The organism is Streptomyces sp. NPDC101151, from assembly GCF_044768335.1.
In the GTDB taxonomy this organism is placed as follows: Bacteria; Actinomycetota; Actinomycetes; order Streptomycetales; family Streptomycetaceae; genus Streptomyces.
In genome coordinates this window covers 1-20,696 of record NZ_JBIWPP010000033.1, presented here as the reverse complement: position 1 = coordinate 20,696, position 20,696 = coordinate 1, and the positions used below count along the sequence as shown (strand labels likewise).

Annotated in this window: 19 protein-coding genes; 6 read left to right on the top strand and 13 right to left on the bottom strand. The window is 72.2% G+C overall.

Features of this window, described 5'->3' with window-relative positions; all coding sequences use genetic code 11:
- Positions 1 to 40: 40 nt before the first annotated feature.
- Together ACIRU3_RS37525 and ACIRU3_RS37520 are read right to left on the bottom strand one after the other, a co-directional pair.
- The gene (locus tag ACIRU3_RS37525) at positions 41 to 289 is read right to left on the bottom strand and encodes a WhiB family transcriptional regulator (protein WP_404066427.1); all 249 of its coding nucleotides are present in this window, start codon (positions 287 to 289) and stop codon (positions 41 to 43) included.
- Between the two features lie 95 nt (positions 290 to 384).
- Entirely contained in the window at positions 385 to 1,605 is a 1,221-nt protein-coding gene (locus tag ACIRU3_RS37520; protein ID WP_404066424.1) for a saccharopine dehydrogenase family protein, read from the bottom strand.
- Between the two features lie 119 nt (positions 1,606 to 1,724).
- Here ACIRU3_RS37520 and ACIRU3_RS37515 point away from each other — a divergent pair, with 119 nt between their 5' ends.
- Positions 1,725 to 2,432: a TetR/AcrR family transcriptional regulator gene (locus ACIRU3_RS37515; protein ID WP_404066421.1), complete on the top strand. Its 708-nt coding sequence runs from the start codon at positions 1,725 to 1,727 to the stop codon at positions 2,430 to 2,432.
- Positions 2,433 to 2,435: 3 nt separating this feature from the next.
- Here the strand turns inward: ACIRU3_RS37515 and ACIRU3_RS37510 are convergent, their stop codons facing one another.
- Positions 2,436 to 3,320 (bottom strand): LysR family transcriptional regulator ArgP, encoded by an 885-nt coding sequence (locus tag ACIRU3_RS37510; protein WP_404066419.1) that lies wholly within the window; start codon positions 3,318 to 3,320, stop codon positions 2,436 to 2,438.
- 66 nt (positions 3,321 to 3,386) lie between these two features.
- Here ACIRU3_RS37510 and ACIRU3_RS37505 point away from each other — a divergent pair, with 66 nt between their 5' ends.
- The gene (locus tag ACIRU3_RS37505) at positions 3,387 to 4,001 is read left to right on the top strand and encodes a LysE/ArgO family amino acid transporter (protein ID WP_404066417.1); all 615 of its coding nucleotides are present in this window, start codon (positions 3,387 to 3,389) and stop codon (positions 3,999 to 4,001) included.
- Between the two features lie 56 nt (positions 4,002 to 4,057).
- Positions 4,058 to 5,380, top strand: coding sequence for an MFS transporter (locus ACIRU3_RS37500; RefSeq protein WP_404066415.1), 1,323 nt, complete (start codon positions 4,058 to 4,060; stop codon positions 5,378 to 5,380).
- Between the two features lie 27 nt (positions 5,381 to 5,407).
- Here ACIRU3_RS37500 and ACIRU3_RS37495 read toward each other — a convergent pair whose 3' ends face one another.
- Positions 5,408 to 5,863: a cyclic nucleotide-binding domain-containing protein gene (locus tag ACIRU3_RS37495; RefSeq protein ID WP_404066412.1), complete on the bottom strand. Its 456-nt coding sequence runs from the start codon at positions 5,861 to 5,863 to the stop codon at positions 5,408 to 5,410.
- Positions 5,864 to 6,120: 257 nt separating this feature from the next.
- A complete protein-coding gene (locus tag ACIRU3_RS37490) occupies positions 6,121 to 6,363 on the bottom strand; it encodes a hypothetical protein (protein WP_404066409.1) in 243 nt (80 codons plus the stop codon).
- A gap of 127 nt (positions 6,364 to 6,490) precedes the next feature.
- Between ACIRU3_RS37490 and ACIRU3_RS37485 the strand changes: the two genes are divergently transcribed.
- The 3 genes from ACIRU3_RS37485 (at position 6,491) to ACIRU3_RS37475 (ending at position 8,848) form a co-directional block, all read left to right on the top strand.
- Complete coding sequence (locus tag ACIRU3_RS37485; protein WP_404066406.1) at positions 6,491 to 6,925, top strand: ATP-binding protein; 435 nt, start codon at positions 6,491 to 6,493, stop codon at positions 6,923 to 6,925.
- Positions 6,926 to 7,159: 234 nt separating this feature from the next.
- On the top strand, positions 7,160 to 8,008 hold the full coding sequence (locus ACIRU3_RS37480) for a SigB/SigF/SigG family RNA polymerase sigma factor (RefSeq protein ID WP_404066403.1): 849 nt from the start codon (positions 7,160 to 7,162) through the stop codon (positions 8,006 to 8,008).
- Positions 8,009 to 8,014: 6 nt separating this feature from the next.
- Complete coding sequence (locus ACIRU3_RS37475; RefSeq protein ID WP_404066400.1) at positions 8,015 to 8,848, top strand: DUF1206 domain-containing protein; 834 nt, start codon at positions 8,015 to 8,017, stop codon at positions 8,846 to 8,848.
- A gap of 16 nt (positions 8,849 to 8,864) precedes the next feature.
- On the opposite strand, the gene ACIRU3_RS37470 is transcribed toward ACIRU3_RS37475, so the two are convergent.
- The 8 genes from ACIRU3_RS37470 to ACIRU3_RS37435 form a co-directional block, all read right to left on the bottom strand.
- Positions 8,865 to 11,081 (bottom strand): FUSC family protein, encoded by a 2,217-nt coding sequence (locus tag ACIRU3_RS37470; protein WP_404066591.1) that lies wholly within the window; start codon positions 11,079 to 11,081, stop codon positions 8,865 to 8,867.
- 287 nt (positions 11,082 to 11,368) lie between these two features.
- Positions 11,369 to 12,745 carry an NAD(P)/FAD-dependent oxidoreductase gene (locus ACIRU3_RS37465; RefSeq protein WP_404066397.1) on the bottom strand — a complete coding sequence of 459 codons (1,377 nt, stop codon included), beginning with the start codon at positions 12,743 to 12,745 and terminating at the stop codon, positions 11,369 to 11,371.
- 217 nt (positions 12,746 to 12,962) lie between these two features.
- Positions 12,963 to 13,397, bottom strand: coding sequence for an ATP-binding protein (locus ACIRU3_RS37460; protein ID WP_404066395.1), 435 nt, complete (start codon positions 13,395 to 13,397; stop codon positions 12,963 to 12,965).
- A gap of 147 nt (positions 13,398 to 13,544) precedes the next feature.
- Positions 13,545 to 15,449 (bottom strand): AMP-dependent synthetase/ligase, encoded by a 1,905-nt coding sequence (locus tag ACIRU3_RS37455; RefSeq protein ID WP_404066392.1) that lies wholly within the window; start codon positions 15,447 to 15,449, stop codon positions 13,545 to 13,547.
- Between the two features lie 148 nt (positions 15,450 to 15,597).
- Positions 15,598 to 16,686: a glutamate--cysteine ligase gene (locus tag ACIRU3_RS37450; protein WP_404066390.1), complete on the bottom strand. Its 1,089-nt coding sequence runs from the start codon at positions 16,684 to 16,686 to the stop codon at positions 15,598 to 15,600.
- A gap of 92 nt (positions 16,687 to 16,778) precedes the next feature.
- Entirely contained in the window at positions 16,779 to 18,986 is a 2,208-nt protein-coding gene (glgB, locus tag ACIRU3_RS37445; RefSeq protein WP_404066388.1) for a 1,4-alpha-glucan branching enzyme, read from the bottom strand.
- A gap of 4 nt (positions 18,987 to 18,990) precedes the next feature.
- Positions 18,991 to 20,355, bottom strand: a complete 1,365-nt coding sequence (locus ACIRU3_RS37440) for a maltokinase (RefSeq protein WP_404066386.1) — start codon at positions 20,353 to 20,355, stop codon at positions 18,991 to 18,993.
- A gap of 28 nt (positions 20,356 to 20,383) precedes the next feature.
- The coding region (locus tag ACIRU3_RS37435; RefSeq protein WP_404066383.1) for an alpha-glucosidase C-terminal domain-containing protein at positions 20,384 to 20,696 on the bottom strand (313 nt) is incomplete at its 5' end.

The window sequence follows — 20,696 nt, the reverse complement described above, 5'->3', positions numbered from 1 at the left end:
ACGGCGCCCGAACCAGCGTCGGACGGTGCTCTGTTCAGGATCAGCGCTGCTGTCGCACGCTCGAACGACGGCGCAGGGCACGCCGTTCCGATTCCGTCGTGCCGCCCCAGATGCCGACCGGCTGCCCCGTTTCCAGTGCCCACTCCAGGCACTGCTCCCGGACCCGGCAGCGCTCGCACACGGCCTTGGCCCGCTGGGTCTGCAGCGTCGCAGGCCCGGTGGTGCCGATCGGGAAGAAAAGGTCGGGGTCACCGAGGCGGCACGCGGCTCGGTCTCGCCAGTTGCCCATGGAAGTCACCTGCGATCGATGTCGTCCGCGCCCTTGCATCTGTTTAACGCGAGTTCGGGTCACCGTCGAGCCGACCGCCAAACACGGGTGACCGGTCACTGCTCGCGAAGGCCCCAAGGGGAGTCGTACGCGGTCAACAGGTCGAGGAACGGACGGGCGGGGAAGGCCTCCGGGCCGAGGACACCGGTGCCCGACCAGGCACCGGTGGCGAGGAGTTCGAGGGCGACGACCGGATTGACCGCGGTCTGCCACACCACCGCCTGACAGCCGTACTCCGCCATGGACCACTGGTTGTCGACGACGTGATACAGGTACACCTCCCGCGGTGCGCCGCCCTTCGTGCCGCGCACCCAGGTGCCCGCGCACGTCTTGCCCCGCATCCGCTCGCCCAGCGTCGCCGGATCCGGCAGACATGCGGCGACCACGTCCCGCGGCGAGACCTCGACCGGCCCGTCCGCGCCCGGCACGGTCACCGGCGCGGTGCGGTCGAGTCCCAGCCGGTGCAGGGTCTTCAGCGTCTCGATGAACTCCTCGCCCAGACCGTACTTGAAGGTGACCCGCCGGGCGCCGACCCAGCGCGGCACCAGCAGCACCTCCTCGTGCTCGACGTTCACGCACTCCACCGGCCCGATGCCCTCGGGAAAGTCGAACACCTCCGGCTCGCTGAACGCAGGCGTGGTGAACCAGCCGCGCCCGGCCTCGTACACGACCGGCGGGTTGAGGCACTCCTCGATGGTGGTCCAGATGCTGAAGGAGGGCGCGAAGTCGTAGCCGTCGACGGAGAGGTTCGCGCCGTCGCGGATGCCGATCTCCTCGATGGTGTCGAAGAGTTCGTCGGCCGCGTACCGGGCGAACACGTCCGAGAGGCCGGGTTCCACGCCCATGCCGACCAGGGCGAGCGCGCCCGCCTTCTCCCATTCCTCGGCCAGTTCGAACTGCTCGTCGCCCAGCTTGACCCCGCACTCCTCGTAGGGCCGCTCGGGGTGCGGCCGGGACAGGGACATCGCCATGTCGAGGTAGCCGGCGCCGGCCGTGCGCGCCGCGCGGAACAGGGGCATGACGAACCGCGGGTCGGTGGCGTTGAGCAGCACGTCGCAGCCGTGGCGGGCGAGCAGCGCCGCCACCGCGGCCTCGTCGCCCGCGTCCACGCGCTCGGCGCGGAACCGGGCCCCGGCAGCGCCGAGGGCCGCGACCGCGGCCTCGGCCCTGGCCGGGTCGTAGTCGGCGACCACCATGAGGTCGAGGAACGGGCGCCGGGCCGCGATCCGGGTGATGGCGGTGCCCACACCACCGGCTCCCACGAGCAGTACACGCATGACGGAACTCCTTGCCTGACACGAACGGTAACGGGGCGGGCGCGCCTTGGCCGGAATACAACGCCGGGGCATGACGTAAGGTCAATGGTGTTGGCATAAGAAGCCGGGGAGGATGAGCCGTGCCCAAGCCCGTGGTGCCCAAGGAGAAGCGCCGCCGGCGCCGTCCGACCCGGAGCGGCACCGTGCTGTCCGAGCAGCTGATCGTCGAGACCGCGCTGCGTCTGCTGCGCGAGCACGGCAGCACCGGTCTGACCGCGCGCCGCCTCGGCCTCGCCCTGGACTGCGATCCCAGCACGCTGTACCGGTACTTCCACGGCATGGACGACCTGACCCTGGCCATCGGGGACGCGCTCATCGGGCAGGCGCTGCACGGATGGCGGCCGACGGGGCGGTGGCGGGCGGACCTGCGCACGATCGGGCTGCGCATCCACACCGCCTACGTCGCGCATCCGCAGGCGGCGCTGCTCACCGCGAACCGGGTCACCGGACGCGCCCATGAACTGGCCGCCGACGAGGCGGTCCTGGACGTCCTGCGCGCGGCCGGGTTCTCCGTGGAGGAAACGGTCCGCGTCTATCACGCCTTCATCGACCAGACGCTGGCCTTCGCCGCCCTCGACGCAGCGTCCCTGGCCCTGCCGAGCGCCTCCCAGCGTGCCGACGAGGACAAGTGGCACTCGACCTACGCCCGCCTGCCGCGGGCCACCCACCCCCGCATCGCCGAGGCGGCCCCGCTGCTGGCCCGGCGCATGGTCACCAGCGCCTACCCGACCGCTCTGGAGATGCTGCTCGACAGTGCGGCCGGGCGGCTGGGCGTACAGGCGCCCTGACCGTCACCGGCGCAGGGTCCGAGCCGCCGTCGCCGCCACCGCGTCGGCCAGGGCCGCCAGGGTGGGGGAGTCGAGTTTCCACTGCTGCCAGTGCAGCCTGACATCCATCCGCTCCCGCGGGGCGAGCAGGGCGAGGCGGCCCTCGCGCAGCAGCGGGCGCGCCTGGGCCTCCGGGATCATGCCCCAGCCGAGCCCCGCGGCGACCGCGTCGAGGAAGCCCTCCGAGGTGGGCACGTAGTGCCGCAGCTGGCCGGCGCCCGTGCCGCCCAGCTGTCGTACGAAGCCGTCCTGGAAGTCGTCCTTGCGGTCGAAGACCACGACGGGGGCCTCGGGCAGCAGTTCCCGCAGGGGCCCGTCCAAGTGCCGCTCGGCGAACTCCGGTGTGGCCACCGGCAGATAGCGCATCCTGCCGAGCGGCCGGACCGAACATCCGGGCACCGGGTCCGGTGAGGAGGTCACGGCCGCCATGACCAGGCCTTCGCGCAGCAGCGCCGCCGTGTGGTCCTCGTCCTCCCGGTACAGCTCGAAGCAGAGCCCGGCCACCTGGGGGAGCGCACCGAGGAACCAGGTCGCCAGCGAGTCCGCGTTCACCGCGACCGTCACCCGCGTCGGCTCGTCCGGGCCGCTCAGCCCCAGCTCGCCGCGCGCGTCCCGCTCCAGCCGGGCCAGCTGCCGGGCGAACCTGACCAGCACCGCACCGGACTCCGTGGGGCGCACCGGCTTGGTCCGCTGGAGCAGCACCCTGCCGGTGCGCTGCTCCAGCGCCTTGACCCGCTGGCTGACCGCCGACGGCGTCACATGCAGGGCCGCGGCCGCCGCGTCGAACGTGCCCTCGTCCACGACGGCGAGCAGTGTCCGCACCTGTTCCAGGGGAAGCTCTGACATCACGAGTGCTAAGGATACGTAAGAATCTTTAGCTGTACCTACAGTGATCGCCTGCCTAACGTCGATGGCATGAACCACGCCCTGACCGCCGCGGCCGCCGGATTCGGCACCGGCCTCTCCCTGATCGTCGCCATCGGCGCCCAGAATGCCTTCGTCCTGCGCCAGGGGGTACGCCGCGACGCCGTGCTCGCCGTGGTCGGTATCTGCGCCCTGTCGGACGCGCTGCTCATCGCGCTCGGCGTCGCCGGGGTCGGGGCGGTCGTGGTGGCCTGGCCGGGCGCGGTGCGGGCCGTCGGGCTCGTCGGCGGTGTGTTCCTGCTGTGCTACGGCGCCCTCGCCGCGCGGCGGGTGCTGCGGCCCGGTACCGGCCTGCGGGCGGAGGGGAAGGCGGTGGGCTCGCGGCGGCGGGCCGTGCTGACCTGCCTGGCGATGACCTGGCTCAACCCGCACGTGTACCTGGACACCGTGTTCCTGCTCGGTTCCCTTGCCGCCGATCGGGGCCCGCTGCGCTGGACCTTCGGACTCGGTGCCGCCCTCGCGAGCCTGTGCTGGTTCGCCGCGCTCGGCTTCGGGGCCCGGCTGCTCGGCCGCTTCCTCGCCCGGCCGACCGCCTGGCGGGTCCTGGACGGCCTGGTCGCCGTGACCATGCTCGCGCTCGGCGCCTTTCTCGTCGCCGATTCCTGAGACAACCCGTTCGGCGTGCCCAGCGGTTGCTGCCATAGTGAGGCTCGAATCGAAAGATGTATCGAGCAGCCAGGGAATCCGTGGACACGAGCGAGAGCAGCACCGAACCCGACACCGACAGCCCGGCCGCGCCGGCCCCGCCCCGGCGTGGCTGGCGCCGCTGGGCGATGGACACCCGGCCCCTGCGCATCCCGGCCTACCGGCGGCTGTGGTCATCGACGATCGTCACCGCCGTCGGCAGCCAGCTGACCGCCGTCGCCGTACCCAAGCAGATCTACGACATCACCCACTCCTCGGCCTGGGTCGGCTACGCCAGCCTCGCCGGTCTGGTCCCCATGGTGGTGTTCGCGCTGTGGGGCGGGGCGGTCGCCGACACGGTGGATCGGCGCAAGCTGCTGCTGGTCACCAACTGCGGTATCGCGGTGACCTCGCTCCTCTTCTGGGTGCAGGCCGCGACCGGACTGGGCTCCGTCGCCGTCCTGATGGTGCTGCTCGCCGCGCAACAGGCCTTCTTCGGGCTCAACTCCCCGGCCCGCAGCGCCTCCATCGCCCGCCTGGTCCCGACGGAGGAACTGCCCGCGGCCAACGCGCTCGGCTCGACCGTGCTGCAGACCGGTCTCGTCGCGGGGCCGCTGCTGGCCGGTGTGCTGATACCGGTCATCGGGCTGCCCGAGCTGTACCTGGTCGACGCGCTGGCCCTGTGCGTCACGGTGTGGGCGGTGTTCCGGCTGCCCGCGCTGCCGCCGCTGGGTGACGGGCCGGCCCGTCGGGCCGGTGTGCGCGAGATCGTCGCCGGGTTCCGCTACATCTCCGGGCGCCAGGTATTGCTGCTGTCGTTCCTGGCCGACATCGTGGCCATGGTCTTCGGCATGCCCCGCGCCCTGTTCCCTCAGCTGGCCGCGCAGACGTACTCCTCCTACGGCGAAGGTCTCGCGCTCGGCGTGCTGTTCGCGGGGATCCCGGTCGGCGCGGTGCTCGGCGGCCTGTTCTCCGGTGTCTTCTCCCGGGCGCGGCGGCACGGCTGGATGGTCATCGGCGCGGTCGTCGGCTGGGGCGTGGCCGTCGCCGGGTTCGGGCTGAGCGGCAACCTCTGGCTGGCCGTGGCCTTCCTCGCCGTCGGCGGTGTCGCCGACATGGTCTCCATGGTGTTCCGCGGGGCGATCCTGCTCTCCGCGGCGACCGACGAGATGCGCGGCCGGATGCAGGGCGTGTTCACCGTGGTCGTCGCGGGCGGTCCGCGCCTGGCCGATGTGCTGCACGGCACCGCCGGCTCGGCGTTCGGTCCCCGGGCCGCCGCGGCGGGCGGTGGCGTGCTGGTCGTCGTGGTGATGCTGGCGCTGGCCGCCGCGCTCCCGGCCCTGCGCCGCTACCGGATCTGAGGCCGGCCTCGGCCCCGCCGCGGCGGCCTATACCGGGCCGCCGCGGCGCAGTGCGTACTGGTCCATCAGCTTGCCGCGGGTCGTCTCCAGACGGTGGGCGAGGATCTCGGCGACGGTGCGCACCAGCGAGAGTCCGAGCAGCGGATCCTCCACGCACAGCGCGAGCACCGACGGCCCGTCGAACTCGTAGGCCCGGACGTTGCTGAAGGCCACCGCGCCGAAGTCCCACTGGTACGGCGGGAACAGCCAGGACCAGCCGAGCATGTCGCCCGCGCCCAGCGTGGCCACGGTGACCCGCTTCCGTGACGTGACCTGCTGATCCAGGTGGACCGCGCCCGAACGGATCACCCAGAAGCGGTCGGCGGTACCGCCCGCCTCGAAGATCCGGGTGTCCTCCGGGAAGGAGGTCTCCTGGGCCAGCTCCATCAGTCGCTCGCGCTGTGTCTGCGGCAGGGCGGTCAGCAGTTTTATCGCTTTGGTCATGGCGCGGGACTCCTCGCCGGCAGCGGTCGGGGTGTTTCCCCAAGCCCATTTCAGCCGCTGCCGCCGTCCCGGGCACCTCGAAGGAGGCGGGTCGGTGCCGGCGATGCGCCACGGAGGCATGAAAAAGCCCTGGCTGGACGGGGGAGACCAGCCAGGGCCGTATGCGGTGGCGAGGGAGGACGATTCCGGTCGACTCCGTCACCACGTATGCATGAACGATAAACCATCTGGCGGCAATTCGGCCAATCGGGAGCAGGTCAGGTGACTTGTTTCACTCCGTCCCGCCCCGAGGCCGCTCTGCCCGGGGTGACGATCTCCTCCAGCACCCGCAGCACCGCCTCGTACGCCAGCGCCCGCACGGACGCATCCCGGGCCCCCTCCGGATCGGTCGCCGTCAGCCGCCCCGCCCGCTCCCGCCAGGCCCGTTCCTGCTCGGCCGCAAGATCCCTGCCCCGCCGGATGCGCCGCAACAACTCGTCCGCGTCCACCACATCGGTCATACGGTCCGGGTACCCGGACGGCGCCCGCTGATGGCAATGCCGCCCACGGTGTTTGACAGCGCCGGGAGAGGTCAGCCGACAAGGGAGACACCCCGGCAGACCCGGTCACCATTCAGGGAGGGAAGGGATGGGCGAGAATCACCGGACCGACTCCTCGACAGCACTGCGGGAGCCATGCCGGACCCTGCCGTGCCGCCCGGCGGACGCCCGCAGAACCGTCCAGCGCGTGGTGGCCGAACGCTGCCGGGCGCGCGCCATTCCGTGCGACAACGAGGCTCTGGCGGACGCCCTGCTGGTCACCTCGGAACTCACCGCCAACGCCCTCGTGCACGGCGGCGGGATCACCGGCTTCGACGTCGACGTCGAAGCCGGTGGTGTACGCGTCTCGGTGAGCGACCGCAGCGACGAGATCCCCGTGACCGACCTGCCGGCCGACGACCGGAGCCACTGCCGGCTCGGCGGCCGCGGCTGGCTCATCGTCTGCCTGCTCGCCCGGGACGTCAGCGTGGCCGGCCTGCCGTGCGGCGGCAAGCGCATCACGGCCGTCGTACCGCTGCGTTGACGCCGCCGCCGGAAGTTCCGGCAAGTGGCGTTTGCCACCCGGGCGGACGGGCAGTCGGAGAATCGTGCTTCGGACCGGAGGCGCGCGCCCCGCGGGGACGGTACAGCCGCTGCGGGCCCCCTCCGGCGGGCCCGGTGGCACCCCCGCGGCACACCCTGACAGCACCGTTCGGGCCGGAAACCGGAACCCCCGTTCCGTCCGCGCCCCGAAACCACCGTTCAGGAGCGATACCGCATGCTGACCGACACGTCGACAAGCCGACCCGGTACGCCCGACATCGCAACCGCCGCGTCCCCGCGGCGGACCCATGACGACGCCCCCGACACCGCAGCGGACTTCGCGCGGCTGGCCGGACTGCCGGACGGCCCCGAGCGGGACGCCGTGCGCGACGAACTCGCCGCCGCGTGGCTGCCCATGGCGCACCGGATCGCCGGCCGCTTCCGTGACCGCGGGGAGTCCGTCGAGGACCTGCGCCAGGTCGCCGCGCTCGGACTGGTCAAGGCCATCGACCGGTTCGACCCCTCCCGGGGTGCCTTCGAGAGCTACGCGGTGCCCACCATCACCGGCGAGATCAAGCGGCACTTCCGGGACCGGATGTGGGCCCTGCGCGTGCCCCGCCGGGTGCAGGAGCTGCGCAACCGGGTGCGCGTCGCCCGCCGCGAACTCACCCAGCACCCCGGCACCCCCGAACCCACCGCCGACGCCATCGCCGCCCACACCGGCCTCACCCGGGAGGAGGTCGCCGCGGGCATGGAGGCGCTGGAGAGCTTCAGTACCCTCTCGCTCGACGCCGAGCTGTCCGCCGGCGACGACGGCTACAACCTCGCCGACACGCTCGGCGACACGGATTCCTCCTACGACGTCGTCGTCGACCGCGAGGCCGCCAAGGAAGGGCTGCGCCGATTGCCCGAACGCGAGCGGGACATCCTCTACATGCGCTTCTTCGAGGACATGACACAGAGCCGGATCGCCGACCGGCTCGGCATCTCCCAGATGCACGTATCCCGCCTCATCAGCCGCAGCTGCGCCCGCGTACGCGACGAGGCACTGGGGCAGCGGCCGCGCGGCCGCGCCAAGGTGTGAAGTGCCGTGGGCACCGGGGCCGCAGCGGGAAGCGGCCGGCTCACGAGCCGGCCCGGAAGCACCGCCGAGCCGACGCGGTGGGCCGCCCGGGCCGGCCTGCTCGCCTGGGGCGCCATCTATCTGCTCGTGGGACTGCTCGCCCTGCGGATCGCCTTCGGTGACCGGAGCCGCCAGGCCGACCGCAGCGGCGCACTCGCCGAACTCGCGGCCCGGCCCTACGGCTCGGTGCTGCTGTGGGCGCTGGGCATCGGCCTCGTCGGCATGGCGGTGTGGCGACTGTCCGAGGTCTGCTTCGGCGCGTCCGAGCCGGACGGCCGCAGCGTGCGCAAGCGCCTGCTCGCCGCCGCACGCCTGGTCTTCTACGCCTTCCTCGCGTGGTCCGTGCTCGCGTTCGCGGCCGGTGCCGGCGGGAGCCGCTCCGGCGACGCCCAGTCCCGGGACGTCACCGCACGGCTCATGCACCTGCCCGCCGGCCAGTGGGCGGTGGGAGCGGCCGGTGCCGCAATCGTCGTCACCGGCGTGTGGCTCGGCGTTCAGGCGGTCCGACGTGTGTACCGCGAGGAACTGAAGCTCGGCGAGATGTCACCGCGCGCCCGCAAGCTGGTCGACGTGACCGGGGTCGGCGGCGGCCTGGCCCGTGCGCTGGTGTTCGCCGCGGCGGGGGCCTTCGCCGTCCGCGCGGCCGTCGACTACCGGCCCGACCGGGCCAAGGGACTGGACGACACCCTGCGGTCCTTCGCGGCCACCCCCGCCGGACCGTGGCTGCTGGCGGCGGTGGCGGCCGGCCTGATGCTCTTCGGCCTGTTCGCCCTCGCCCTGGCCCGCTGGCGCCGGGTGTGAGACCCCGGCCGTACGGTCACACCTTCTTGGGCTCCGGCACGAGTCCCAGCGGCCGGGCCAGACCCGGAACCGCCTCGTCCAGCCGCTGCAGATGGCGCAGCACCCGATCGGTCACCCGGCCGTAGCGCGGGGTGCGCAGGGTGCCGGGCTCCAGCATCGAGGCGATGCTGGGGCCGGTCTCGATCCGTTGCGTCGACCGGGGGTCCGCGACATGCGCGGCGATCGCCTCGATGTTGTGCACGATCCGCCGGCCCGCCCCGCGCAGCCGCGGATCGGCCGCTATCGAGGGATGGGTCGGCAGCAGCTCGGCCGTGGCCGCGAGCGAACGGGCGTGGTACGCGCACGTCTCCAGCAGCGCCATCACGTACCGGGCGGTGTCCCGGCGGGAGCGCAGCGGGGTGATCGGATGCGTGAGCGGCTGGGTGGCTGCGCGCAGGTCCGCCAGCGCCTGGTCCAGGTCGCGCGCCCCGTCCACCAGGTCGGCGTACGCCTCACCGCTCAGCTGCTCCATGGCGCCCCGGGTGACGTCCGACAGCCGGTCGAGGACGGCGACGAGGAGGTCGTTGGTGCGCCGGTCGGTATGGATGGGCAGCACCACCGCAGCCGCGATCACGCCGCAGGCCGCGCCCAGCGCCGTCTCCTCCACCCGCAGCAGCAGCACCGACGCGCTGTAGGTGTTCAGCAGCGTGTACAGCAGCCCCAGCATCGCCGTCACGAAGAACGACATCAGCGTGTACGACAGGGGCGCCGTGTAGAACATCGCGAAAATGAACACCAGCACCAGCGCGAACGCCGTCCAGGTGTGGTTTCCGACCAGCCCGGCGAGCCCGATGCCGGCCACCACGCCGAGGACCGTACCGAGCAGCCGCCGGTAGCCCTTCACCAGGATCTCGCCGGTGGACGCGGTGTTGAGGAAAACGATCCAGCAGGTCAGCACCGCCCAGTACCAGCGCTGGCTGGACAGCAGCTCACCGCCCACGATGGCGAGGGACGAACCGACCGCCACCTGCACGGCGGCCCGGGTGGTGGGCCGCCGCAGCCCGGTCGGCTCCGGCTCCTCCGGTTCGTCCTCCTCGCTGCTTTCGATGGCTGCGTCCTCGGCGTCCAGCTCCTCGCGGGAGCGGGCCGTCGCCGGGGTGTCGTCCGACTCGTCCTGCGGCTCGTCCAGGGCGATCCGCAGCCCGAGCACCGCCCGCGCGGCCTCGCCGAGGCCACGGAAGACGTCCTGCACGGCCGGGGAGGCCTTGGGCAGATGCTCCTCCTCGCGGTAGCCGAGCAGCCGGTTGCGCACCTGCGCCGACGCCGTGCCCGAGGGCTCGCCGACCGGCCGCAGCACCAGCAGCCGCATCGCCTCCAGGTCCCGGCGCAGCACGGCCGTCGCCTCGTCCCGCACCGGCAGCTCGCCGCCAAAGGGGAGGGGAGCGCCGGGCAGATGCAGGGTGAGGGTGTCCGTGCGCTCGGCGCTGCGCGCGGTGAGCAGCAGCAGACCGAGCCGCTCGGCGGCGATCTCGGCGTCGGCGATGCGGCGTTGCAGCAGCCGGGCCGTCGCCGCGTCGGCGGTGCCGTCCTCCAGCCGGCCCTGGATCATCAGCGCCGTCTCGTGCAGCCGGGCGGTGCCGGTGCGCAGTTCCTCCAGGACCTGCTCGACGTCGTCCGGTCCGGCGTCCAGCAGCTCGATCTGGCTGGCGATCAGCTGTCCGAGCCGGGCGCGGAAGGCCCCGCGCAGCCGGTCGAGGGTGCCCGCCGGGGTCTCGGGCAGCAGCACGAAGCGGGCCGCGGCGCTGCAGCCGAACGCCACGGCGATCACGCCGTACAGGGCGGGCAGCCCGGACGTGGTCGCCTGCACGAACAGGGAGAGGAAGTAGATCTGGAAGCCGATCAGGCCCAGTGCCGTGCCACGGTCACCGAACCGGCGGCCGTAGACGGCACAGAAGATGAGGACGACGAAGAACACGTCGCCCGCGACGACCCGATGGTTCAGCAGCGCGCCCAGCGCCACCGACGCGAGCGCCACGGGCAGGCCGAGGGCGAGGGTGACGGCCTGCGGGGAGCGCTGCTTCTCCTGGATGGCGAAGGTCGCGACCATCGCCGCCATGGCGCCCGCGACCAGCTGGGGGACCGGAACCCGCAGAAGGGCCAGCACGGCGAGGGTCAGGGCGATCGCGACCACCGTGCGCAGGCCCGCGGTGAGCCTGATCAACCCGGGATCGGACGCCGCGAGCCGGTCCCGCATCCGCGCCCGCCCCGGCCGTCCCACTGCTCTCACGCCGCCGTGCTCTCTCCCGTGCCAGAACATGATCTCCGCCCAGCATCGCACGACACCCTGGACCGCCTGCCCCCGGCCGGCCTCCGCCACCTGCCGTCGGCCGGCCTGGACACGACGAGCGCATCGGCGAGCCCGTGCCCATGCCCCGGCCCGCGCTCGGACTCCGCCAGGCCACCCCGTTCCGCAGGCACCGGAGAAGACCGCCGACCGGCGGGGAGGCGGATCGGCGGTCTTCTCCGGTGGTCCGGGTCGCCTCAGGAACTCTTGGCGGCCGGGCCCTCCACCTTGGAGCGGACCTGTTCCGGTGTCAGGTAGGAGTCCGTGAACTCGAAGTCCTTCAGCCGGCTGGCCTTGCGGGACTGGAAGCCGGTACGCACGAAGTCGTCGCCGGCGACCGCGTTCAGCAGCCAGTTGGTCATGACACGGGCCTTGGCGACGTTGGTGCGCAGCGCCGACCAGTGATACCCGCGGGCCACCGTCTGCGCGAGTACGCCCCGCAGCTCGATGCCCAGCGGCTTGGACACGGCATCCTTGCCGCCGAGGTCGACCACGAGACCCAAGTCCCTGTGCACGTACGGCTGGAGAGGCTCGCTGCGCAGCGTCGCGATGACGTTGTCGGCGACCTTGGTGCCCTGGCGCATGGCGTGCTGGGCGGTCGGCGGGCAGATCGCGTCCTCCTCGCCCTTGGCCTTGTCGGGTACGGCGGCGGCGTCGCCGAGCGCGAACACCCCGTCGTGGCCCGGCAGGGTCATCTCGGCGGTGACCGCGAGCCTGCCGCGGACCGTCTCCGTGCCGAGCGTGGCGATCAGCGGGCTCGCGACCACACCCGCCGTCCAGATCAGCGTGTGGGTCGGCACCACCCGGCCGTCGGTGAAGGTGACCTCCTCGGCGCCCGCCTTGTCGATCGACACGCCCAGCGAGACGTCGATGCCGCGGCGCTTCAGGATCTCCTGCGCGCTGCGGCCGAGCTTGTCGCCCAGCTCCGGCATGAGCTTGGGCGCGATGTCGATGAGATGCCACTTGATCAGGTTCGGGTCGAGGCGCGGATAGCGCTGGACCGCCGCGTGCGTGAGCCGTTGCAGACAGGCCGCGGTCTCGGTGCCCGCGTAGCCGCCGCCGACCACCACGAACTGCAGCCGCGCGGCCCGCTCGGCCGGATTGTCGCTGGCGTCCGCGAGGTCCAGCTGTGAGATGACGTGATCGCGGATGTAGGCGGCCTCGGCGAGAGTCTTCAGCCCGAAGGCGTGCTCGGTCAGCCCCGGGATGTCGAAGGTGCGGGTCACGCTGCCCGGCGCCAGCACGATGTAGTCGTACCGCTCGTTGATCGTCTTGCCGGTGATGGTGCGGATGACACAGACCTTGGACTTCAGGTCCACGCCGATCGCACCGCCCGGGATGATCCGGGTCCGGTACTTCTTGCTGCGGCGCAGCGACAGGGCGATCGACTGCGGCGTGAGCACGCCGGAGGCGACCTGGGGCAGCAGAGGGAGGTAGAGCTGGTAGGCGAACGGCGTCACCAGGGTGACGTCGGCCTCGTCGGGGGTGAGTTTCCGCTCCAGGCGGCGGACGCACCCGACTCCGGCGAAGCCTGCGCCGATCACCAGAATCCTGGGTCGTGTCACGGTGTTCATCCCTTTCTGCGGCTCCAGGCGGTCCGACTCGACGCCGTTCGCATGCCCTGGATCGCTGTGACCACATCGATCCCACCGTGCTCCCAGCCGTTCCGCCAGCTGGGTGCGGCAGGCAGACGAATGCGTGGGGACCAGCATGCCCCTGCCGCGGCTGGAGTATCCGCAACTCGCACAGATACACGTCGTACTCCTGAACCCCGCTCCCGGGGCACGCCGGTCACCAGGGCAGGAACACGTGGATTTCCTTGCCGTGGTCGTGGACGACGACGCTCACCTGACTGCACAGCGTGTGCACGAGGTGCCACCCGATGCCACCACCGCCCGCGTTCGGGTGGAACGGCCTCGGCTCGGGCCGGGTACTGCTGGTGTCGTGCATGGTCACGTGCACCCCGTCGAAGGTGCGGCGCAGCCGCAGCCCGAACGGCCCGGGGGCGTACTGGATGGCGTTGGCGGCCAGTTCCGTGACGACCAGCAGGATGTCGTCCCAGCACTCGTGCGTGCGGGGCGGCGCGTCCTGGGCGAGGCCGCACAGGAACTCCTCCGCCGCGAGCCGCGCGCCCGTGACGTTGCGCAGCTCACCCGGGAAGGAAAAGGCGCGCTCGTACCCGTCCTCCGAGGGAGGTGTGTCGTCCCACCGCGGCTCCGTCGCCATCTCGCATTCCCCGGCCCCGCACGGCCGGGGCGGCGGCCCCTTCCGGCCAGGGCGGTCGTCGTTGCTGATCACTCCAACACTGCGGGTTCCCACAGTCGGGCCGGGTTATCCGTCCGGCCCGGCAGCCGGCCTGCGTACGGGCACCTCCTAGCGGAAGACGCTGTCCGACTCGTCCCAGTCGGCCGGCTCCTCGGGGCCCGGCCGCCGCATCGCGCGGGGACGGGCCTCGTACATCGCGTCGATCTCGGCGGCGTAGTGCCGCGCAATGGCGTCCCGGCGCAGCTTCATGGACGGCGTGAGCAGCCCGTTGTCCGGGGCGAACGGCTCTTGGAGGACACGGTAGACCCTGATGGACTCCGCGCGGGACACCACGCTGTTGGCCGAGGCGACGGCCCGCGCGATCTCCTCCCTGAGCGCGTTCTCCTCGCGGGCCTCCCGGCCCGGCGACTCGCCCTGCAGGGCCAGGGCGGCCCGCCAGTGCGCGAGGAATACCGGATCCAGGGTGATCAGGGCCCCGACACAGGGCCGGTCGTCGCCGACGACCACCGCCTGGTGCACCAGCGGATGCAGGCGCAGCCGCTGCTCCAGCTGCGCCGGGGCCACACTCTTGCCGCTGCTGGTGACGATGACGTCCTTCTTGCGGCCGGTGATGGTCAGATAGCCCTCGGAGTCCAGCCGCCCGACGTCCCCGGTGGCCAGCCAGCCGCCGCTCAGCACGGCCCGCGTACGGGCCTCGTCGCTGATGTAGCCCTGGAACACCGAGGGGCCGCGCACCAGGATCTCCCCGTCGTCGGCCACCTGGACCTCGGTGCCCGGCAGCGGCCGGCCCACGGTCCCCGACTTCTCCCGCCCCAGCGGCTGCACCGTGATCCCGCCGGAGCTCTCCGTCAGCCCGTACCCGTCGTTCACGTACAGACCGATGCCCTCGTAGAAAAGGCAGAGCTCCCGGCTGAGCGACGAACCGCCCGAGGTGCCCCGCACGACCCGCCCGCCGAGTCCGGCCCGCAGCTTTCGGTACACCGTCCGCTCGTACAGGGCGTGTTGCAGCCGAAGGTCGAGCCCGGGACCCGGCCCGAGGCCGAGCCGCCTGCGCTCCTCGGCCTCGGCGAAGTCCCGCGCCGTCTGCGCCGCCCGCTCGAACAGCGCGCCCCGGCCCGCCTGCTGGGCGGTCCGCAAAAAGGTCTTGTACAGCTTCTCGAACACCGACGGCACGCCGTACAGGTACGTCGGCCGGAACGTGGCCAGCGCCGAGGCGAGGGCCGCCTCCGTCATCTCCGGCTCATGGGCCATCAGGACCCCGCCGCGCAGGCACAGCACCTGGATCATGATCCCGTACACATGGGAGAAGGGCAGGAAGGCCAGCACGGACGGCTGCTCACCCGGCGGCGCCGCGGTGTGTCTCCAGCCGGCGAGCAGGATGTCGCACGGGTAGGCCAGGCCACGGTGGCTCAGTGCGCAGCCCAGGGGACGCCCGGAGGTGCCCGAGGTGTAGGTGATGGCCGCCGTCGAGTCGGGCAGCACGATCCGGCGCAGCGAATCCACCGTGGTCAGCGGGACGAACGCACCCTGCTCGGCCAGCCGCTGCAGCGCGCCGGCGTCCAGCTGCCAGACGTGCTTCAGCCGTGGCAGCCCCGCGCACACGGTGCCGACGGTCATGGCGCCCTGCTCGTCCTCCACCACGACGGCAACGCAGCCGGCGTCCCGCAGGATCCACGCCACCTGGTCCCGCGAGGACGTCGGGTGGATCGGCACGACCTCCCCGCCGACGGTCCACAGCGCGTGGGCGAACACCGTCCACTCGTAGCGGGTCCTGGCCATCAGGGCCACCCGGTGGCCCGGGGAGATCCCCGCGGCGATCAGGCCCTTGGCCACATCGACCACTTCGTCCCGCAGCTCGACCGCCGTCACCTCCTCCCACACCCGGGGCGCCGCGTCCGTACGGCGCGCGAGGACGGGCAGGGTCGGGGTCCGGGCCGCGTTCTCGAAGATGCTGTCGGCGAGCCCGCCGGTCAGCGGCGGCACGGCTGGTGGAGCGAGGGCGACGTCGCGCATGCGCTGCTCCCGGAGAGTACGGAGGGTCACTCCGCCGGTCGGATCTGTGTCCGGCGGTGCTCGAATGTAGCCCAGGGAAGCGGTTTCGGTGCCGGGAACAGGGAAGTCGTGATCGGCTGATGATCTGCGCGTGTCCCCGGGCCGCCGCTCAGTCCTGGGTGCGGCGCACACACTCGGTGACCACGTCCCGCAGGCTGCCCGTGCGCTCCCTCAGCAGCCGCTGCTCGCGGGCACCGTTGCCCCGGCGCAACAGCCTTGCGACGGCCTCCTCGACACAGGGAGTGTCACCGCTGGCGGCGAGGGCCTCCCCGGTGTGCTCCAACAGCGAGTGCAGCACCTGCGCGGCGGGCCGGGGCCGCATGGTCGCGGGGTCGAGCAGGTCCTGGTCCAGGCCGGAGCGGGCCGCCTGCCACGAGGCCAGCCTGAGCATGCTCACGCTGTGGTCGAGCGGCGGCCGCCCGGCCCGCCAGTCGCGTGCGGCCGTCTCCACCAGGGCGCGGGCCAGCGTGGCGACGAGGACGGTGGTGTCCGCGCGCAGACACACGTCCGATGCCCGGATCTCCACCGTCGGGTAGGTGGCGGACAGACGCGCGTCGAAGTACGCCATCGCCTCGTCCAGGATGACCGCGCTGGCCACCATGTCCTTGACCCGGTGGTGGTAGTGCTCGGCCGAGCCGAACAGTTCGGTCGGCCCCGCCGACGGCCAGCGGGCCCAGACCCGGCTGCGGAAACTGACGTATCCGGTGTCCAGGCCCTGCCAGAACGGCGAGTTGGCGCTGAGCGCGCAGAGCACCGGAAGCCACGGCCTGAGCCGGTCGAGGACGGCCACGCCCTCCTCGTCGGACTCCACCGACACATGGACATGGCAGCCGCACACGAGCTGGTCCTGGGTGGCGATCCCGTAGTGCCCGGCAATCCACTCGTAGCGTGCGTGCGCACTGAGCAGGGGGGTGACCGGAAGCGGGCAGGTGGCGAGCGCGGCGACCGCGCAGCCGATCTCGTCGGCGAGCCGGGCCGCCTCCTTGCGGCCGCGCACTATCTCGGCGCCGAGGTCCGCCATCTCCGACTGCGGATGGGTGGCGAACTCCAGCATCTGCCCGAACAGTTCCCTCTGGAACGCGATCTGTCCGGGATCGTCCTGGGCGGCACGGGCGAGGACGGCGGCCGACAATGCCTTCGGCTCCCCGCTGTCCGGGTCGACCAGAAGGAGTTCCTCCTCCACTCCGACAGTTCGCACGCGGTACCGCCCTTCCGTCATGCCACGAGGAGCAGTCGTGGGTCCGTACGACCCTGACTGCCCCTCGGAGAGGGCCGCCGACACCTGGGGGTTCAGCGCACGGGCGTCAACCAGACAGTGGCGAGCGGGGGCAGCGTGAGCCGGAGGAAGCCGTCCTCGGGCTTGAGCGCCCCGGGGGCGCCGGCGCTCACGCCGCTGCCGCCGTAGCGTGCATCGTCCGTGTTCAGAGCCTCCTGCCAGGCGGGAATCCCGTCGGGAACCCAGACGCGGTAGTCGTCACGGACCACGGGGGAGAGGTTGGACACCGCCAGCAGGGGGGAGCCGTCGGCGGCGAACCGCAGAAACGCGAACACATTGTCGTCCGCCGCGTCACACAGCACCCACCGGAAACCGCCCGGATCGGTGTCCCGCTGCCACAGTGCCTCGGTGCCCCGGTACAGCGTGTTCAGATCCCGGACCAGATCCTGTACGCCCCGGTGGTCGCCCGCTGAGCAGTAGTCCGCGTCCAGCAGCCACCACTCGGGACCGTGCGCCTCGGACCACTCCGCGCCCTGTGCGAACTCCTGCCCCATGAACAGCAGCTGCTTGCCCGGATGCGCCCACATGAAGCCGAGGTAGGCCCGGTGGTTGGCCCGCCGCTGCCACCAGTCGCCCGGCATCTTCGACACCAGCGCCTGCTTGCCGTGTACGACCTCGTCGTGGGAGATCGGCAGCACATAGTTCTCGCTGTACGCGTACACCATCGAGAAGGTCATCTCGTGGTGGTGGTACTTGCGGTGCACCGGCTCGTGCCGGATGTACTCCAACGAGTCGTGCATCCAGCCCATGTTCCACTTCAGCCCGAAGCCCAGCCCGCCGCTGTCCGTCGGCCGGGTCACCCCGTCCCAGGCGGTGGACTCCTCGGCGATGGTCACCACGCCCGGGCAGCGCCGGTAGACGGTGGCGTTCATCTCCTGCAGGAAGGCCACGGCGTCCAGGTCCTCCCGCCCGCCGAAGACGTTCGGAGTCCACTGCCCGGAGTCGCGCGAGTAGTCGAGGTAGAGCATGGAGGCCACGGCATCCACCCGCAGCCCGTCGATGTGGAACTCCTGGCACCAGTACACGGCGTTGGCGACGAGGAAATTGCGCACCTCGACCCGTCCGAGGTCGAACTCGTACGTCCCCCAGTCCGGATGCTCGGCCCGCCGGGAGTCCCCGGGTTCGTACAGCGGGTCGCCGTCGAACCGGGCCAGCGCCCAGTCGTCCTTGGGGAAGTGGGCCGGCACCCAGTCCATGATCACGCCGATGCCGGCCCGGTGCAGCGCGTCGATCAGGTACTTGAAGTCGTCCGGCGAGCCGAGCCGGGACGTCGGGGCGTAGAAGCCGGTGACCTGGTAGCCCCAGGAGGGACCGAAGGGATGCTCGGCGACGGGCATCAGCTCCACGTGTGTGAAGCCCATCTCCTTGACATACGCGGGGAGTTCATCGGCCAGCGTGCGGTACGTCAGGCCGCTGCGCCAGGAGGGCAGATGCACCTCGTACACGGACAACGGCGCCTCGTGCACCGGGAGGTCACCGCGGTGGACCATCCATTCCGCGTCGTCCCACTCGAACCGCGAGACGGCCACGACGGAGGCGGTCGCGGGCGGGACCTCCGTTCGGCGGGCCATCGGGTCCGCCTTCAGGAACCGGGTGCCGTAGCGGGAGGTGATCTCGAACTTGTACCGGGCGCCCTCGCCGATGCCCGGCAGGAACAGCTCCCACACGCCGGACGCGCCGAGCGACCGCATCGGGTACTGCGTGCCGTCCCAGTAGGTGAAGTCGCCGGCGACCCGCACCCCTTGGGCGTTCGGCGCCCAGACGGTGAAGCGGGTGCCCGTCACCCCCTGGTGGGTCATGGGCTCGGCGCCGAGCGCCTGCCACAGCTGCTCGTGCCGGCCCTCGCGGATCAGATGCAGGTCCAGCTCCCCGAGGGCGGGCAGCAAGCGGTACGGGTCCTCCACCTCCTGCTCGCCGTCGTCGTACGCCACCAGCAGCGTGTACGACGGGATCTGCGGGTACGGCAGCACGGCGGCGAAGAGCCCGCCGCCCTCCGACACCAGCGGGCTGCTCGTCCCGTCGACCACGACGCTCACCGCGCGGGCGTTCGGGCGCAGCGCACGGAACAGGGTGGCGCCCGGTACCGGATGGGCGCCCAGCAGCGCGTGCGGGTCGTGGTGCGCACCGCCGAGCAGGCGGTCGCGCTCGCCCTTATCGAGCGGGACGGCCACGGGCGGCACGGGTCCGGCGCCCTCGGGAAGTGCGATGTCGCGCAGTGCCATCACGTCAGCCTCTCCACACGGCGAGCCGCTTGATCGCGGCCATCGGAACCGGCAGCCAGTCCGGACGGTGTCTTGCCTCGTACAGCACCTCGTACACCGCCCTGTCCGTCTCGTGCGCGCGCAGCAGCGCGTGCTTCTTGCGTGGATCCCATCCGGCGCGGGCCGCGTAGCCCGCGCAGAACGCCTCCCGGCAGCGGCGCGCCCATTCCGGCCGCCAGGGGCGGCGCTGGCGGGCCGCGTAGTCGAAGGAGCGCAGCATCCCGGCCACGTCACGCACCGGGGACTGCGGGGCCCGCCGCTCGTCGAGCGGCCGGGACGGCTCGCCCTCGAAGTCGATGACGAACCAGTCGCGCCCGGCCTGCAGCACCTGGCCCAGGTGCAGGTCACCGTGGATGCGCTGGGCGGGCGGTCCGGTGTCGCAGGTGGCCAGGGCACCGAACGCGGCCCGCAGGCCGGGGACGAAGGGCCGCAGCGCCGGCACGGCGTGCGTGGCGGCGTCCAGCCGGGCGGACATCGCCTCCGCCATACAGCCGTTCTCGCCCGGTCCGGCCGGCGGGAAGGCCTCCGCCAGCGCGAGGTGCACCTCGGCCATGGCCCGGCCCAGCTCCCGGGCCTCGGCGGTGAAGTCGTCGCCCGTCGCGAGTGCGCCCAGCGCCAGCGTCCAGCCGTCGGTGGCGTCGGGCAGGAACGGCTGCAGCACACCCAGTGTGGCCGGGCGCGGAGCGGTGGTGCTGAACCAGGCGACCGGCGCCGGCACCCGCGTGCAGCCCTGTGCCGCCAGCGCGCCCGGCACCTCCAGGTCGGGGTTGACGCCCGGCTGGATGCGGCGGAAGAGCTTCAGGATGTACGCGTCGCCGTAGACGATCGACGAGTTGGACTGCTCGGCGTCCAGCAGCCGGGGCGGGAGCCCGCCGGGCAGATGGACGGCCGGGGTCGCCTCGAAGCGCAGCGGACCCGTCGTGCCGGGCTGCCTAAGCCGCTCCAGGAGCAGATGGGCCGAGCGCGGGTCCTGCAGGGCGTCGTACACGGCGAGGCCGGCGAACGGACCCTCCTCGACGCGGCCGATGTACGCCCGTTCCAGCCGCGGTGCCAGGTGCTCGCGCAGGCCCAGGAACAGCTGGTAGCAGTCGCCGGGCGGGGGCGTGCCGCCGAGGGTGGGCACCGGCGCGTGCGAGGCGTGGACCAGCAGGTGCAGACAGCCCGGGAACAGCTCACTCATGGACAGCAACGACAGGTCGGTGACCGGCCGGTCCTTGCCCGCGAACCAGCGCTGCATGGGCAGCCATTCGCGCAGCAGCCCGCTCAGCGAGGCCAGGGGCCGGTCGCTGCCGGCTGCGGTTCTCGGCCGGGGGGTGATGGTCTTCGGCATGGTGACGCGTCCTCTCCTCGCCCGACGCTCAGCGGCGGCGGCCGATGCGGGATGCGACTCGGGTGAGCCGGAACCAGTAGAAGCCGTGCCCCGCGAGCGTCAGCAGGTAGGGGAGTTCACCGATGGCGGGGAAGCGGACGCCGCCGATCAGCTCGACGGGGTGCCGTCCGTCGTAGACCCGCAGATCCAGTTCGGTGGGCTGTGCGAACCGTGAGAAGTTGTGCACGCACAGCACTAGGTCGTCGCCGTACTCGCGCAGGAAGGCGATCACCGCGGGGTTCGAGGACTGCAGCTCGGTGTAGGACCCGAGCCCGAAGGCGGGGTTCTGTTTGCGGATCTCG

Coding starts and splice junctions, on each gene's coding strand:
- ACIRU3_RS37470 (WP_404066591.1), bottom strand. CDS start 11,081: ATGCGGGACCGGCTCGCGGCGTCCGATCCCGGGTTGATCAGGCTCACC.
- ACIRU3_RS37440 (WP_404066386.1), bottom strand. CDS start 20,355: ATGCCGAAGACCATCACCCCCCGGCCGAGAACCGCAGCCGGCAGCGAC.
- ACIRU3_RS37460 (WP_404066395.1), bottom strand. CDS start 13,397: ATGGCGACGGAGCCGCGGTGGGACGACACACCTCCCTCGGAGGACGGG.
- ACIRU3_RS37520 (WP_404066424.1), bottom strand. CDS start 1,605: ATGCGTGTACTGCTCGTGGGAGCCGGTGGTGTGGGCACCGCCATCACC.
- ACIRU3_RS37500 (WP_404066415.1), top strand. CDS start 4,058: ATGTATCGAGCAGCCAGGGAATCCGTGGACACGAGCGAGAGCAGCACC.
- ACIRU3_RS37505 (WP_404066417.1), top strand. CDS start 3,387: ATGAACCACGCCCTGACCGCCGCGGCCGCCGGATTCGGCACCGGCCTC.
- ACIRU3_RS37485 (WP_404066406.1), top strand. CDS start 6,491: ATGGGCGAGAATCACCGGACCGACTCCTCGACAGCACTGCGGGAGCCA.
- ACIRU3_RS37480 (WP_404066403.1), top strand. CDS start 7,160: ATGCTGACCGACACGTCGACAAGCCGACCCGGTACGCCCGACATCGCA.
- ACIRU3_RS37525 (WP_404066427.1), bottom strand. CDS start 289: ATGGGCAACTGGCGAGACCGAGCCGCGTGCCGCCTCGGTGACCCCGAC.
- ACIRU3_RS37455 (WP_404066392.1), bottom strand. CDS start 15,449: ATGCGCGACGTCGCCCTCGCTCCACCAGCCGTGCCGCCGCTGACCGGC.
- glgB (WP_404066388.1), bottom strand. CDS start 18,986: ATGGCACTGCGCGACATCGCACTTCCCGAGGGCGCCGGACCCGTGCCG.
- ACIRU3_RS37495 (WP_404066412.1), bottom strand. CDS start 5,863: ATGACCAAAGCGATAAAACTGCTGACCGCCCTGCCGCAGACACAGCGC.
- ACIRU3_RS37490 (WP_404066409.1), bottom strand. CDS start 6,363: ATGACCGATGTGGTGGACGCGGACGAGTTGTTGCGGCGCATCCGGCGG.
- ACIRU3_RS37465 (WP_404066397.1), bottom strand. CDS start 12,745: ATGAACACCGTGACACGACCCAGGATTCTGGTGATCGGCGCAGGCTTC.